Origin of the sequence: Aliiglaciecola lipolytica E3 (assembly GCF_000314975.1) — a bacterium.
GTDB lineage: Bacteria > Pseudomonadota > Gammaproteobacteria > Enterobacterales > Alteromonadaceae > Aliiglaciecola > Aliiglaciecola lipolytica.
In genome coordinates this window covers 49762-64552 of sequence record NZ_BAEN01000015.1, presented here as the reverse complement: position 1 = coordinate 64552, position 14791 = coordinate 49762, and the positions used below count along the sequence as shown (strand labels likewise).

13 protein-coding genes are annotated in these 14791 nt (G+C 41.5%); 5 read left to right on the top strand and 8 right to left on the bottom strand.

Going from position 1 to position 14791, the window contains the following annotated elements:
• Positions 1-143 precede the first annotated feature (143 nt).
• From GLIP_RS02595 to GLIP_RS02585, 3 genes are read left to right on the top strand one after another with little or no spacing between them, the layout of a single operon-like run.
• The gene (locus GLIP_RS02595; RefSeq protein ID WP_008843004.1) at positions 144-1592 is read left to right on the top strand and encodes a WS/DGAT/MGAT family O-acyltransferase; all 1449 of its coding nucleotides are present in this window, start codon (positions 144-146) and stop codon (positions 1590-1592) included.
• A gap of 37 nt (positions 1593-1629) precedes the next feature.
• Positions 1630-2433, top strand: coding sequence for a lipase family protein (locus GLIP_RS02590; protein WP_008843003.1), 804 nt, complete (start codon positions 1630-1632; stop codon positions 2431-2433).
• A 1-nt stretch (position 2434) separates the two neighbouring features.
• Positions 2435-3334, top strand: a complete 900-nt coding sequence (locus tag GLIP_RS02585; RefSeq protein WP_008843002.1) for an alpha/beta fold hydrolase — start codon at positions 2435-2437, stop codon at positions 3332-3334.
• A gap of 8 nt (positions 3335-3342) precedes the next feature.
• Here GLIP_RS02585 and GLIP_RS02580 read toward each other — a convergent pair whose 3' ends face one another.
• The 8 genes from GLIP_RS02580 to ampD all read right to left on the bottom strand — a co-directional run bounded on the left by GLIP_RS02580 (position 3343) and on the right by ampD (position 13117).
• Positions 3343-3588: a DUF1289 domain-containing protein gene (locus tag GLIP_RS02580; protein ID WP_008843001.1), complete on the bottom strand. Its 246-nt coding sequence runs from the start codon at positions 3586-3588 to the stop codon at positions 3343-3345.
• Between the two features lie 77 nt (positions 3589-3665).
• Positions 3666-4076, bottom strand: a complete 411-nt coding sequence (locus GLIP_RS02575; protein ID WP_008843000.1) for a GFA family protein — start codon at positions 4074-4076, stop codon at positions 3666-3668.
• Positions 4077-4240: 164 nt separating this feature from the next.
• The gene (gene lpdA, locus GLIP_RS02570) at positions 4241-5662 is read right to left on the bottom strand and encodes a dihydrolipoyl dehydrogenase (RefSeq protein ID WP_008842999.1); all 1422 of its coding nucleotides are present in this window, start codon (positions 5660-5662) and stop codon (positions 4241-4243) included.
• 154 nt (positions 5663-5816) lie between these two features.
• On the bottom strand, positions 5817-7811 hold the full coding sequence (gene aceF / locus GLIP_RS02565; protein ID WP_008842998.1) for a dihydrolipoyllysine-residue acetyltransferase: 1995 nt from the start codon (positions 7809-7811) through the stop codon (positions 5817-5819).
• Positions 7812-7826: 15 nt separating this feature from the next.
• Positions 7827-10499 carry a pyruvate dehydrogenase (acetyl-transferring), homodimeric type gene (aceE, locus tag GLIP_RS02560; protein WP_008842997.1) on the bottom strand — a complete coding sequence of 891 codons (2673 nt, stop codon included), beginning with the start codon at positions 10497-10499 and terminating at the stop codon, positions 7827-7829.
• Positions 10500-10632: 133 nt separating this feature from the next.
• Positions 10633-11388, bottom strand: coding sequence for a pyruvate dehydrogenase complex transcriptional repressor PdhR (pdhR, locus tag GLIP_RS02555; RefSeq protein WP_008842996.1), 756 nt, complete (start codon positions 11386-11388; stop codon positions 10633-10635).
• 270 nt (positions 11389-11658) lie between these two features.
• The gene (gene ampE / locus GLIP_RS02550) at positions 11659-12483 is read right to left on the bottom strand and encodes a beta-lactamase regulator AmpE (protein ID WP_008842995.1); all 825 of its coding nucleotides are present in this window, start codon (positions 12481-12483) and stop codon (positions 11659-11661) included.
• Between the two features lie 73 nt (positions 12484-12556).
• Positions 12557-13117 carry a 1,6-anhydro-N-acetylmuramyl-L-alanine amidase AmpD gene (ampD, locus tag GLIP_RS02545; RefSeq protein WP_040521684.1) on the bottom strand — a complete coding sequence of 187 codons (561 nt, stop codon included), beginning with the start codon at positions 13115-13117 and terminating at the stop codon, positions 12557-12559.
• Between the two features lie 58 nt (positions 13118-13175).
• On the opposite strand from ampD, the gene GLIP_RS02540 reads away from it, so the two are divergent.
• Both GLIP_RS02540 and nadC read left to right on the top strand, forming a co-directional pair.
• Entirely contained in the window at positions 13176-13700 is a 525-nt protein-coding gene (locus GLIP_RS02540) for a retropepsin-like aspartic protease family protein (RefSeq protein WP_008842992.1), read from the top strand.
• A gap of 49 nt (positions 13701-13749) precedes the next feature.
• Positions 13750-14595, top strand: coding sequence for a carboxylating nicotinate-nucleotide diphosphorylase (nadC, locus tag GLIP_RS02535; protein WP_040521701.1), 846 nt, complete (start codon positions 13750-13752; stop codon positions 14593-14595).
• The last annotated feature ends 196 nt before the right edge of the window (positions 14596-14791 follow it).

Below are 14791 nucleotides of genomic sequence, written 5' to 3'. Positions count from 1 at the left end.
TTTTTTTTACGCTTAGTTATGACTTTTCATAAGCGTAAGTAAACATTCGCACTACTTAGCGTTACGCATAGATAAATTTTAGTTGATATTTACACGCTTTACAGTACGGTGTTATGACAACATTTTGTTAACAAGGCAACAGGATGGAAGAGCTTTCAGGGTTAGATGCTGCATTTCTTTTTTTAGAAACCGATAAAATTCCAATGCATATAGGTGGAGTGAGTATCATCGAAGGCTCGATGGAATTTAGCGATTTTTTTGACTTTATAGAACAACGCGTTCATTTAGTGTCAAAACTCACACAAAAACTCGTCACCGTCCCGCTTAGTATAGACAAGCCGTACTGGGCTGATGATCCTGACTTTGACCTAAACTTGCATATTCGCAAAATCCAGTTGCCAGCGCCGGGATCGTGGAAAGAGCTCAGGTACGCAGCGTCTCAGTATTTTTCAACCAAATTAGACCGCAACAGACCTCTCTGGGAGTTTATGTTTGTAGAGGGGTTAGACAACGTATCACAAGTACCTAAAGGTTCAGTCGCGCTCATAACAAAAGTACATCACGCAGGTTTTGATGGAAAATCTGGAGCCGACTTGATGGCCATGTTGTATGATATATCCCCCACTCCTAGGCCTATTCCTGCGCCAAAATTAAAGGAAAAAGAACAAATACCCGGTAATATTAACTTAGTGGCTCGCGGTGCTTATAACCTCATCACTAAGCCCGGTAAGCTGCCTTCATTACTTTGGGATACGGGAAAAGCGACGCTAAAAGCAAGTTACTTGTCTCGGGTTCATGGCATCAAAATGCCTACTTTACCTTTTAGTGCTCCCAAAACACCATTTAACGATGTGGTCGATCAAGAGCGAAAATGGAACTCTGCATTGCTTGAACTTAACCGCGTTAAAGCGTTACGCAAAGTGATAGATGGTGCAACAATGAACGATGTCATTTTGGCTATTTGCAGTGGTGCTTTGCGTCAGTATTTATTGGAAAAAGGTGAATTACCCGAACAACCACTTGTTGCTATGGTGCCGGTATCAACACGCTCCAGAGAAGAAAAAAATGCAATGGGTAACCAAGTATCAGCCATGTATATTCAGTTAGCTACAGATATTGAAAATCCGATTAAACGCTTGGAAAAAATTCATATCAATACGCTTGTTGGTAAACTTTATCAAGACGCGATTGATGCTAAAAGTTTGATGGGATTTGCCGACCTGATCCCATTTGGGCTCGCGGGTGTCGCATCACGTTTCTACTCACGTTCAGCTTTGGCTAAATGGCACAAACCGTTTTTCAACCTCGTGATTACGAATGTTCCTGGGCCCAATGTACCACTTTATTTAGGTGGACATAAATTGCTAGCAAATATGGGAACTGCCCCTATTTTTGACGGTATGGGATTAATTATTCCGGTGTTAAGTTATGATGGAACTATCTCAATCAGTCCGACGAGTTCCGCGAATTTGATGCCAGATATCGATGTTTTTACCAAATGTATTTTGGATTCGGCTAATGAATTGGAAGCGGCAGTACAAGAGAAACAAACTGCCATGGCGGCATTTAATGCGTTATTAAATCAAAAATAAAAATCCGCAAGTGAAATTTACCTGACAGAGAATTTGTATGGCTAATGAAATAACTCAGATACCCAGCTTACGTCCCAAAAAACGTCATATGCTAACCGAAAGTAGAGCATTGCTGGAGTTAGGCGCGACTAGTTTTTTATTGCCTTTACTATTACAAGCTCCGCGCGGTGATAAACATCCGGTAATGGTCATCCCCGGTTTTCTTGCCTCTGATATATCAACCAAACCACTACGTACTTTTCTTAAAATGAAGCGTTATTCTGCTGTTGGTTGGGGTTTGGGACGTAATTTGGGGACACATATAGTCGGCGGAAAACATATCGTTAGTGATGAGCTATTAAATAAAGTGATTGAGCTTCACGTTAAACATAATAGCAAGGTTAGTTTAATTGGATGGAGTCTAGGCGGCATTTTAGCCCGTGAGATAGCGCGCGCTATTCCAGACTGTATTCGTCAGGTAATATCGTTAGGCAGTCCGTTCAATGGTCCACAAGGTTCTGCTCCCCTAGCCGCTAAGATGTTTGAAATGATAAATGGCGATTTGAGCAAACGCGAGCCAGACGCTGTTTCACGACTAATTCCACCGCCAACAGTACCGAACTCCGCCATCTTTTCACGCAGCGACGGGGTTGCTCATTGGCAGGCATGTATAAATAATATTGAAGAAAACCACGCTTTATCCGAAAACATCGAAGTAAAAGGTAGTCATATGGGATTAGGTCACAATGCGCAGGTGTTGTGGATTATTGCTAATCGTCTGGCACAAAAACAGGGCCAATGGCAGCCTTTCCGAGATAACACATTACATAAGATTCTTTATCCAAATCCAGACAGGGCCTAGTTTGATAGATTCACACATTAACCAAGAACAATTTGCCGAAGTAAACGGCATTTCCTTATGTTACCAGACGTTTGGTGATCCAAATAATAAGCCGCTATTACTCATTATGGGATTAGCGACTCAAATGATTCACTGGGATCTAGGATTTTGCCAAAAATTAGTGGATCAAGGATTCTGGGTGATCCGCTTTGATAACCGCGACATAGGTAGAAGTACCATGTTGCGAGGTCAAAAGGTCCCCTCAATAATTTCAGTTGCTGCTAATCAATTGTTTGGTAAAAAACTAGAGGTTTTATACGATTTACACACAATGGCTGCCGATGCTGTTGCACTTTTAGATCATCTTAATATTCAAGCAAGTCATGTGGTTGGTGCATCAATGGGTGGCATGATTGCCCAGTGCATGTCAATCGATTTTCCCGAACGCGTACTCAGTTTAACCTCTATCATGTCAACAACCGGTGATCCTTCATTGCCCAAACCCAAAAAATCAGTTGTATTAAAAGTGATGAAACCGGCTCCCAAAGATCCCGAAGCATATCTGCAGTACGCATTGAATTTGTGGCAATTATTAAATGGAACACACTACTACTTTGATAAAGAAAAAGTGGGGAGCTTTTTACAGTTAGCCAGAGAACGTTCGTTTTATCCGAAAGGGATATGGCGACAGGTGTGCGCTATTTTAGCTTCTCCTGACCGAACTCAAGCACTAAAGCAACTAACATTGCCCGCGTTGGTTATCCATGGAGACCAAGATCCACTTATTCCTGTTGCTTGTGGAATTGCAACTGCATCAGCCATTCAGGGGTCTGAGTTAATGATTCTTGAAGGCATGGCTCATACGTTACCTGAGCCACTTTGGGAGCAAATAATAAGTGGTATCGCTAATATCGCACGATAAATTATACTTTAGTTGTCAAACAAGTCGGTTTGCTTGGCAATAGTTTGACCACTATCACTGTTATTTTTACGTTGAGAAATAGCCTTGCGGCGCTGACAGGCTTTGATAATAACACGCTTGGCATACGCGGATGTTTGATGCCAATATAACCTTTCTTCCCTGCTTCGAAAACAACCAGAGCAATAACCATTCTTACCAGATTGGCACACACCGATGCAAGGACTAGGAATGTCAAAAAACTCGAGCTGATCCACGATAACTGTTTTTCTACAAAAATGATGACTTTTCTTAAGTGTACACCCATGCGTCCAGATTGGCGAAATAGCGCGTACTATTCAGGGTACTGTTGATACTTTACCGCGTCTTGACCAGCTTCGTACCAAGGGAATTTCTCTTCCCAAAATATATTTGCTTGAGGCACGATCTTAGGATCACCATCTAAGAACCCCGCCGGAATGCACAACATGCTGCCATCACGACTCAAATACGGTACTTGTGATCCACAGTCTGTACAAAAAACATTACTAAAACGTACCGCCTTTGGCAGATCAAAACGCTTGATGTTGTTCTCGCCACTTACCCAACGTATTTTATCTGGTGTGGTAAATATCAAAGAAGCAAAAGCAGAGCCGGTTTTCTTTTGACATCGATCACAATGGCATTGATAAAAGCGCGTAAATGGTCCTTTCACAGCACATTTGACCTTGCCACACAAACAACTACCTTGAATTTCATGCTCCATGTTTGTCTCCATTTGAAGGTTAAAAAACTAACTTAGCCTATTCCAGTCTATATTTATACACGATCAATCGCGCTGAGTGTATTAGCAACCCAACTCTAATCATAAAAAAATGCCAGTCTGTAAACAGACTGGCATCTCATATAGTTATCTTCTAAAGAAGTTAATTACTTTTTCTTTGCCTTTGGATTAGGCAAGTCGGTAATACTACCTTCAAAAATCTCAGAGGCTAAACCAATTGATTCGTTAAGCGTTGGATGCGCATGAATAGTCAAAGCAACGTCTTCTGCATCTGCTCCCATTTCAATCGCTAAACCAATTTCGCCCAGCATTTCGCCCGCGTTGATACCAATAATTGCACCACCGATTACACGGTTAGTGTCTTTCTCAAATATCATTTTAGTCATACCTTCAGTACGTCCAGAAGCAATCGCACGACCCGAAGCAGCCCAAGGGAAAGATGCTGTTTCATAGCTTACACCTTGCTCTTTTGCTTCTTTTTCGGTTAATCCAACCCAAGCTACTTCTGGATCAGTATACGCTACTGAAGGAATGCATTTAGGATCGAAGAAATGTTTCTTACCAGCAATAACTTCCGCTGCAACGTGTCCTTCGTGAACCGCTTTGTGCGCCAACATTGGCTGACCGACTAAATCACCAATCGCATAAATGTTGCTAACGTTGGTACGCATTTGTTTATCAACATTAATAAAGCCACGCTCATCTACTTTCACGCCAGCTTTATCAGCATCCAAAAGGCTACCATTTGGACGACGTCCTACAGCTACCAATACTTTGTCATATTTAACTGGCTCTGCAGGTGCTTGTTTACCTTCAAAGGTCACATACAAACCGTCTTTTTTCGCTTCAACCGCAGTTACTTTGGTTTCTAACATGACGTTGAATTTATCTTTTACATATTTTTGATAAATCTTAATGACGTCTTTGTCAGCTGCAGGAATCAATTGATCTAAAAACTCAACCACATCGATTTGTGAACCTAGTGAACGATATACCGTTCCCATCTCCAAACCAATAATACCGCCACCTAGCACTAGCATTTTTTCAGGAATATCTTTCATTTCCAATGCGCCAGTTGAATCAATTACGCGCTCATCATCACTAGGAATAAACGGTAGTGAAACAGGTTCTGAGCCGGCTGCGATAATAGCGTTGTCAAAAGAAATCGTAGTTTTGCCGTCTTTGCCTTCTACTTCAATCGTATTCGAGCCGGTAAACTTACCATAACCCTGTACAAATTTGACTTTGCGCATTTTAGACATGCCTGATAAGCCTTTCGTAAGTTGCCCTACAACGCTATCTTTCCATCCACGTACTTTATCTAAATCAATTTTTGGCTCGCCAAATACCACACCGTGTGACGCCATTTCTTTTGCATCATCAATTACTTTAGCGACGTGCAACAATGCCTTAGATGGAATACAACCAACATTCAAGCACACACCACCTAACGTGTCACGGGCGTCAATGATGACTGTCTCAATACCTAAATCAGCTGCTCTAAACGCTGCTGAATATCCACCAGGTCCTGCACCTAGCACAACCAGTTGAGTTTTAATTTCGCTCATTATGACCTCAAATTTCGAATTCTATTCTGACAGATTTGTAAAATACTACCTTTGCATAAGACTGTTAGCAAAGAAAAGTATGACTCATCGTATAAAAATGTTTAAACCGTGTACGCTACCACATTCAATGGTAGCGCACACAAAGTGTGACCTACTACATTAGTATCTGGCGTAAATCTGCAAGTACACTACTTAAGTGGACCGCAAAACGCGCTGCTACAGCACCATCAATTACACGGTGATCGTAAGACAATGATAAAGGCAACATCAATCTTGGTTCAAAGTCTTTACCATTCCATTTAGGTTTCATCTCACTTTTTGAAACACCTAAAATAGCCACATCTGGTGCATTTACGATCGGTGTAAATGCTGTTCCACCAATCCCGCCTAAACTAGAAATAGTAAAACAACTGCCCTGCATATCCGGCCCTTTGAGTTTACCGTCTCTAGCTTTAATGCTGATCTCTGTTAGCTCTCTAGAAAGTTCAATAATACCTTTTTTATCCACATCACGAACCACAGGAACAACCAGTCCACCTGGGGTCTCTACCGCGATACCTATGTGGTAGTATTTTTTCTGGATTAGAGATTCACCGGATTCAGACAATGATGTGTTGAATACCGGATAAGCCTTTAACGCATCCGCTACCGCTTTCATCATAAATACTAAAGGTGTAATTTTAACCCCTAGTTTACGTTTTTCAGCGAGTACGTTTTGCTCTTTGCGGAAAGCTTCCAATTCCGTAATATCTGCTTCTTCGAATTGTGTCACATGAGGAATAGTGACCCAGTTTCGGTGCAGATTTGGCCCAGAAATTTTCTGAATTCGAGTGAGTGGTACTTCTTCGACTTCACCGAACTTAGCAAAATCCACTTTAGGTGGCGCGATAACTTGCAATCCACCTGAGCCGCTACCGACTGAAGAACCAGCTGTCATCTTAGGACGCGACAACTCGTACTTAACAAAAGATTGCACATCTTCTTTCAAGATACGATTTTTAGGGCCACTTCCGTTGACTTGGGTTAAATCCACCCCAAATTCTCTTGCTAAACGACGCACCGAAGGTGAAGCATGCACTTTACCACTTGGTTTTTTGTCGCCTGCAGAAGGATGATGCGGAACCGGTGGCTTTCGCGTGCTTTCAGTGGGTGCTTTTGCTGGTGCAGGAGCAGACGCTGATTCTTGCTTCGCTGGAGCTGCTGCTTTGGGTGCCGATTTTTCGGTCACTTCCAATGTAATCACCAAAGTACCTTCAGACACTTTGTCGCCGACTTTAAGCTCAACACTCTTAACCGTACCGCTTTTTGGAGAAGGCACATCCATTGTGGCTTTATCTGTTTCTAATGTTACCAAGCCTGCTTCAGCTTCAATTTCGTCGCCTTCAGCAACTAAAACTTCAATAACATCAACGTCAGTATCACCACCAATATCAGGCACTTTTACGTCAATGACTGATGTCGTTTCTTCACCCGAATCAGCTTCTTCTGCAACAGTTTCTTCTTGTGGTGCAGATTCTTGTTTCGCTGGAGCGGGTTCAGAAGACGCAGTTTCTTCTGAAGACTCAGAACCGGATGATCCTTCAGATTCCAGTTCAAGAATCAAAGAGCCTTCAGACACTTTGTCACCGACTTTAATTTTAAGAGATTTCACCACACCTGCTGAAGGTGACGGTACATCCATTGTTGCCTTATCGGTTTCTAGCGTAATTAATCCCGTTTCAGCATCAATCTTATCGCCTTCACCAACGAGTACCTCGATAACCTCAACATCCGTGTCACCACCGATATCAGGCACTTTCACTTCAATCACTTTACCAGCACTAGCTTGCTTGGCTTCTTGCGGTTTCTCTTGTGGCGCTTCCTGTGACTCTGCTTTTGAGTCGTCAGAACTGGAATCACTAGAAGATTCTCCCGCTGCTGAAAGTTTCATTATCAAGGTATCTTGGCTAACTTTGTCACCAACTTTAACCAGAATATCCGATACAGAACCTGCAAAAGGAGCAGGAATATCCATGCTCGACTTATCGCTTTCTACTGTGAGCAGTGCGGCTTCAGCTTCGACATCTTCACCAACAGAAACACAAATCTCGATAACTTCAACTTCTTCTCCGCCCACATCGGGGACCAATACATCTTTTAAATCTGACATTTTGAATCCTCCCAATTAAGCGTAAAGCGGATTAAGTTTATCACCATCAATTCCAAACTCTTTGATGGCCTCAGTTAGCACTTTCTTATCTATATCACCGGCTTTATGCAACTCAGTGAGCGCAGCTAGGGCGATAAATTTCGCATCTACTTCAAAGTGATGACGTAGATTAGGACGACTATCAGAACGTCCAAAACCATCAGTTCCTAACACTTTATATTGACCAGGAACGAATGCACGTACTTGGTCAGCGTAGTTCTTAACATAATCGGTCGCTGCAATTGTAGGACCTTCAAACCCGGCTTCAAGCACAGTAGTGATATACGGCACTTTGGCTTTTTTGTCTGGGTTAAGCATGTTGAAGTGTTCACAATCCAAACCGTCGCGCGCCAATTCATTAAATGACGGCACACTGAAGACTTCTGATGCAACAGAGAACTTGTCTTTTAGCAACTGTGCGGCTTCACGAACTTGCAACAAGATAGTACCTGAACCAAGCAATTTAACTTTTTTCTTACTCTTCGCAGTACCGACTTTTTCTAGCGAATAAATACCTTTAATTATGCCTTCTTCAGCACCTTGGGGCATTTCTGGCTGAACGTAGTTTTCGTTCATTACGGTTAGATAATAAAACACGTTCTCGTGATTTTCGCCCATGCGACGTAAACCGTCTTGAACGACAACGGCTACTTCATAACCATAAGTTGGATCGTAAGTCACACAATTTGGAATAAGCGCTGCTTGTACATGGCTATGCCCATCTTGGTGTTGTAAACCTTCACCGTTTAGGGTTGTTCGCCCTGCTGTACCACCGACCAAGAATCCTCTTGCTTGGCTATCACCAGCTGCCCATGCCATATCACCCACACGCTGGAAACCAAACATAGAGTAATAAATATAGACTGGAATCATCGGTAAGTTATTCGTGGAGTATGAAGTTCCAGCGGCTAACCAAGATGCCATAGCACCTAATTCGTTAATTCCTTCTTGCAGCACTTGACCTTTTTTATCTTCACGATAATACGCAACTTGATCAGCATCTTGAGGAACGTATTTTTGACCTTGGCTAGAATAAATACCCACTTGACGGAATAGACCTTCCATACCAAATGTCCGTGCTTCATCAGGAATAATTGGCACAATACGACCACCAATTTGCTTATCTTTAAGCATAACTGTTAGCACTCGGACAAATGCCATAGTAGTAGAAATTTCACGCTCGCCAGAACCTTTGGTTATCGCTTCAAACGATTTTAACGGGATTGCTGGTAAATCTTCAGTACTATCAGCTAAACGCTGTGGCATATAGCCAAACAACTTTTCTCTGCGTGTTTTCAAATAAGTTAGTTCAGGACTATCTTCATCAAACTTGTAATAAGGTAAGTTTTCAAGATCAGAGTCTGAAACAGGGATATTGAAACGGTCACGATATTGACGAACGGCATCGATGTCCATTTTCTTAACGTTGTGAGCGATATTCTTACCTTCACCCGCTGAACCAAGACCATATCCTTTAACGGTTTTCGCTAAAATGACTTGTGGACGACCTTGAGTTTCAGAAGCACGCTTATATGCTGCATATACTTTGACTGGATCATGTCCACCACGATTCAAACGCCAGATATCTTCATCTGACATGTTTGCAACCATTTCTTTCAATTCAGGATACTTACCAAAGAAGTTTTCGCGCGTGTAGGCACCGCCTTTGGCTTTATAGTTCTGATATTCACCATCAACCGTTTCGTTCATAACATCAAGTAATTTACCTGATGTATCGCGTGCAAGTAATGGATCCCAATAGCGACCCCAAATGACTTTAATCACTTCCCAGCCAGCACCGCGGAACGTACCTTCGAGTTCTTGAATGATTTTACCGTTACCACGCACAGGTCCGTCAAGACGCTGTAAGTTACAGTTGATCACGAAGGTTAAGTTATCTAGGCCTTCTCTTGAAGCAAGACCAATTGCTCCTAAACTTTCTGGCTCATCCACTTCGCCGTCGCCCATGAAACACCAAACGCGCTGTTCTGAACAATCTTTCAGCCCACGGTTTGTTAGGTACTTCAGGAAGCGGGCTAAATAGATAGCCTGCATAGGTCCAAGACCCATAGATACGGTAGGAAATTGCCAAAAATCTGGCATCAACTTAGGATGTGGATAAGAAGATACACCTTTTCCATCTGCTTCTTGACGGAAACCATCTAGTTGTTCTTCAGATAAACGGCCTTCGATATAGGCGCGAGAATAAATGCCTGGAGAAACGTGACCTTGGACAAAAAGGTAATCACCACCATCTTTATCATTTGGTGCGCGGAAAAAATGGTTGAAGCCCACATCGTATAACATCGCTGAAGATGCAAAACTTGAAATATGCCCACCTAGTTCTAAGTCTTTCTTAGAACCACGTAAAACCATCATCATCGCGTTCCAACGAATGGCATTACGAATCTTAGCCTCAATCGTTTGATCGCCCGGCATAGTCGGTTCCTGACCCGCAGGAATGGTATTGATGTAAGCAGTAGTCGCCGTATATGGCAAGTGTGCGCCATTGCGTCTCGCTTTTTCTATCAAGCTTTCCAATAAGAAATGGGCGCGTTCAACCCCCTCTTCTTCAAGTACAGCGTCTAGTGCTTCTATCCATTCCTGGGTTTCTTGTGGATCCACATCCGGATGCATCATATCAGCCATGGTGCTTTCCTTTAGTTAGTTTAAAGATAAATTTACTGAACAAGAACATAAAGAGTAGCGTAAATTCACAACTTTTCCTTTCTAATCCAGTAAGTTAATTACATCTAAAGACAACATAATATTGTCAATAGGATTATTTTTGTATTTCGATTCTTCGTAGTGCTCGTTGAATTCTCGTATCCTTACGATTAATTTCTAATAGCGTATCTTCAATGAACGCTAAATGCTCATTACTAGCCTGTCTAGCCGCTTCCGGATCGCGAGACACGATAGCAGCTAGTATTTTTTCACGTTGTAAATGAATGGTTTCAGTGACGTCATCACTCATTGCTAACATTTCAAAGTTCGCTTTAATATTTTCTTGCAACATTGATTTTAAACTGCGCATGACATGTACCAGCACCAAGTTATGCGACGCCATAGCCATAGCAAGGTAAAACTCGACTAAAGCTTTTGATAAATCCGTTTTGTCTTCATGCTTGGATAATTCTGAAATAGAGGAAAGCGCTTGTTTTAATATCAAATAATCTTCTGGCTGACCTCGCAGTGCAGCGTAATAAGCAGCCATACCTTCTAAAGCATGCCGAAACTCCAACAAATCAAATTGGGTTTCAGGTCGTTTGGCAATAAGATCGAGAAGAGGATCAGTTACTGAAGCGGTCAGGTTGCGTTTTACAAAAGTGCCACCGCCTTGTTTACGCAACAATAATCCACGCGCTTCCAAATTCTGAATTGCTTCACGTAAAGACGGCCGAGATACGGCAAATTTTTCAGCTAGTTCGCGCTCTGGAGGCAGCTTCTGACCCGCTAACAAACGCCCTTCAATGATCATCGATTCTAATTGCTCAGTGATCACATCAGAAAGTTTTCTAGACTGTATGCGTTGCATAATCGCGAGTGTATCCTCTAATCAACAATTGGCTCCAACGATGCGACTTTAGTGGCGAATTTTGTTTCGCCACGCTGCAAAAAAGCAAATTGGTAAGACCATTTAACCTAATAGATTAGACTAGTTCGCTGGATTGGTAAACCTTAATCCAGAAAAACATTGTTATTGGCGCTGTTAAAAACCTTCGATGATTGTTAAAAAGCTTGTTTTCAAAGGCTTAGATGTCGTGGTCAGACCATTAAGCTCAATTATGACCAAGTTTGGATATAGTTACCTGATCCAACCAGAAAGTGATAAAACTGAAATGACTACAACTAAAAACATCACATTCCGTTTGGCAAGTCGAACAAACGTACATGGCTCCTCGGTATAATCTTCTTCGTTTACATCAATGTCCTCAGCCGCATCGGCCACGTCCGTCAATACCTTTTTAGCCGAGGCGCCGGCATCTGATAAATATTTTAACCAGGTTGGAATTGCGCGAGAAAAGTGGCCCATTAATAATAGTCCTAATGCCGTAATTCGCACGGGTACCCAATCTAAAACAAACATTATTTTTTGGCCGATAGCCGATTCAGTTGAAAATTCATTTTGAAATTGCACGTTAACGCTTCTGGCCATCACATATAAAACCGCACCAGCAGGACCTAGAACTGCGAACCAAATGATAACTGCAGCATAATGTTGATAATTCAGCCACACCAACATTTGACCGAAGGAGCTTGACGTGTCTCCGCTATGTCCAATCTGATCTGCATACATTGAACAAGCCTGAAAATCACCTCGATTGGCAGCTTGCAAATAACACTTATATAAATCTCTTAAATGTGGACAACCAATACAAACCATTAATATTGCTGTATCTAAAACTAATCTTATTAACCCATTATCGACACTACTAAGGAGTAAAAAAAGAATCAATGCAGGCACGATAACGACGGCTAAAAAAGTTGCATCCGACATATCCTCAGAAAGAATATTTTTGCGGATTAAAAAGCCGTGATACAACTGATTATAAAAACTCTCTTGCCAATACTTAGACTGCGTGGCTATGCGTTCTGCCAATAAAACCACAATCAAGCTGATTAACGTCATTGTTATTCCTTTTATTATTCGAATTTGCGGTACATAAGTTAACGATAAAATATAGCGACCACGAACTTAAAACTTACCCAAGTTGTTGTCTGTATTGAGCCCAATCGAAACTGCTACCGGGATCAGTCTTTCGACCAGGTGCAATATCATTATGCCCCACAATTCGACCCAAACTTATTGCGGGGTAGTTATGCATAATCACTTTAGTAACATGAACTAACGATTTATATTGTGCTTCACTATAAGCGTCATTATCAGTTCCTTCCAGCTCAATGCCAATGGAAAAATCGTTACATCTGGTACGACCTTGGAAAGATGATACACCTGCATGCCATGCTCTTTGCTCAAAACCAACAAATTGTACTATTTCCCCATCGCGACGAATTAAAAGATGTGATGACACGCGCATTTGGTAAATTTGTTCAAAAAATGGATGATGGTCTGGCTGAAGTTTACCTGCAAAAAAATCAACAATATGAGGACCGCCAAATTCGCCTGGAGGCAATGAAATATTGTGGATTACCAGCAGACTGATATCATGTTCTATTGGTCGGCAATCAAAGTGATCGCATTCAGAACGTTTTGCACAAGAGAGCCAGCCGGTATTAATTTGTAATCTGGTGTCTGTGACCATATATAAAAATAGCTGTTAGTTGAATAGCGTCATACGAAGTAGCATAACAGGGTATACAATGGAACAAAATCAATCGCCTGCCGAAAACTCCAGTAAAATTGGAAAATGGATGTTTGTTGCCTTTTGGATTGTAGGCTTGTTGCTATTGACTGCTTTTTTCAGCGATAAATTAGAAAAACAAAATAATCCCAATCAAAACCCACAAAGCCAAATACTTAACGGTTCAGCTGAAGTAAAATTAAAGCGCAACCGAATGGGACATTACGTGGCTAGCGGTTTAATAAATGGGCAGCCAGTAACGTTTTTGTTGGATACTGGCGCTACCAATGTGTCTGTGCCAGCTCACATAGCCAGCGAATTGGGTTTAGTGGCTGGTGCTCGATACACAGCTTCTACTGCGAATGGCAATGTTACTGTTGCTCAAACCAACATAGACCAATTAGACCTAGGTTCAATTCGACTTAATGATGTGCGTGCCAGTATCAATCCTGGCATGTTAAGCGATGAAATACTATTAGGTATGAGTGTATTGAAACAGTTGGAATTCACGCAACGGGGCGATTGGCTTATATTGCGCTTATAACAAACGAAATTTTTTAAACTTGTGCCTGCAAGTTAATAACTATTGCGAAATAAACATGAATCAAAACCAAATACAGTTAGACGTTGAGCGCGCGCTTGACGAAGATTTAAATGGACTAGGGCCCAATGAAGGGGATATTACCGCAGCCTTAATTAACGATGATGTCATGGTTACGGCTTCAATTCTGACCAGAGAAGACTGTGTTTTATGTGGCACCTTGTGGGCAACCGAAACATTTAAGCAGGTGAATCCAGATATAAAAGTTAACTGGCTATATAATGACGGCGATCTTTGTGAAGCCAATAAGGTATTTTGCGAACTATCTGGTTCAGCACGCTCAATACTCACCGCAGAGCGCACAGCACTTAACTTTTTACAAACCCTATCGGGCACCGCTACGACAACTAAAGCATATGTTGATTTATTAAAAGGTAGTGGCATTACTTTATTAGATACCCGCAAGACGATTCCCGGTATGCGCTTAGCACAAAAATATGCAGTTAAATGCGCTGGTGCCGATAACCATCGTATTGGGTTGTTTGATGCCTTTCTTATAAAAGAAAACCATATACTTGCTTGCGGCTCAATTGACAATGCAGTTAAACAAGCTAAAAAAAATAAGCCCAATGCGAAAGTTGAAGTTGAAGTTGAAAGCCTTGAAGAACTCAAACAAGCAATAAATGCAAAGGCTGATATCGTGATGTTAGACAATTTCAATCAAGAAATGCTGAGTCAAGCGGTTTTGATCAACAATAAATCTGTAAAACTAGAAGTTTCTGGCAATATAACCAGTGAAAAACTACAGAATTTACGGGGTATTGGTATAGATTTTGTCTCATCTGGGGCTATTACCAAGGATGTCAAATCCATTGATTTATCCCTTAGAATCAATTAGTTACTGAATTACATATGGTAAGTTTGTTTGACGAAAAAGACTTGAGTATATTTCTGCATACTTGTCAGTAACAAAACTCGTTCTATACTGATTATGAATTCAACGAGGACGCCATTTAACGCATAAGTAGTTTTGGCATAAACAACTTAACTAACTATTTTACAGTAACTTAAATCGCACCCATAAAGTGCAGGAG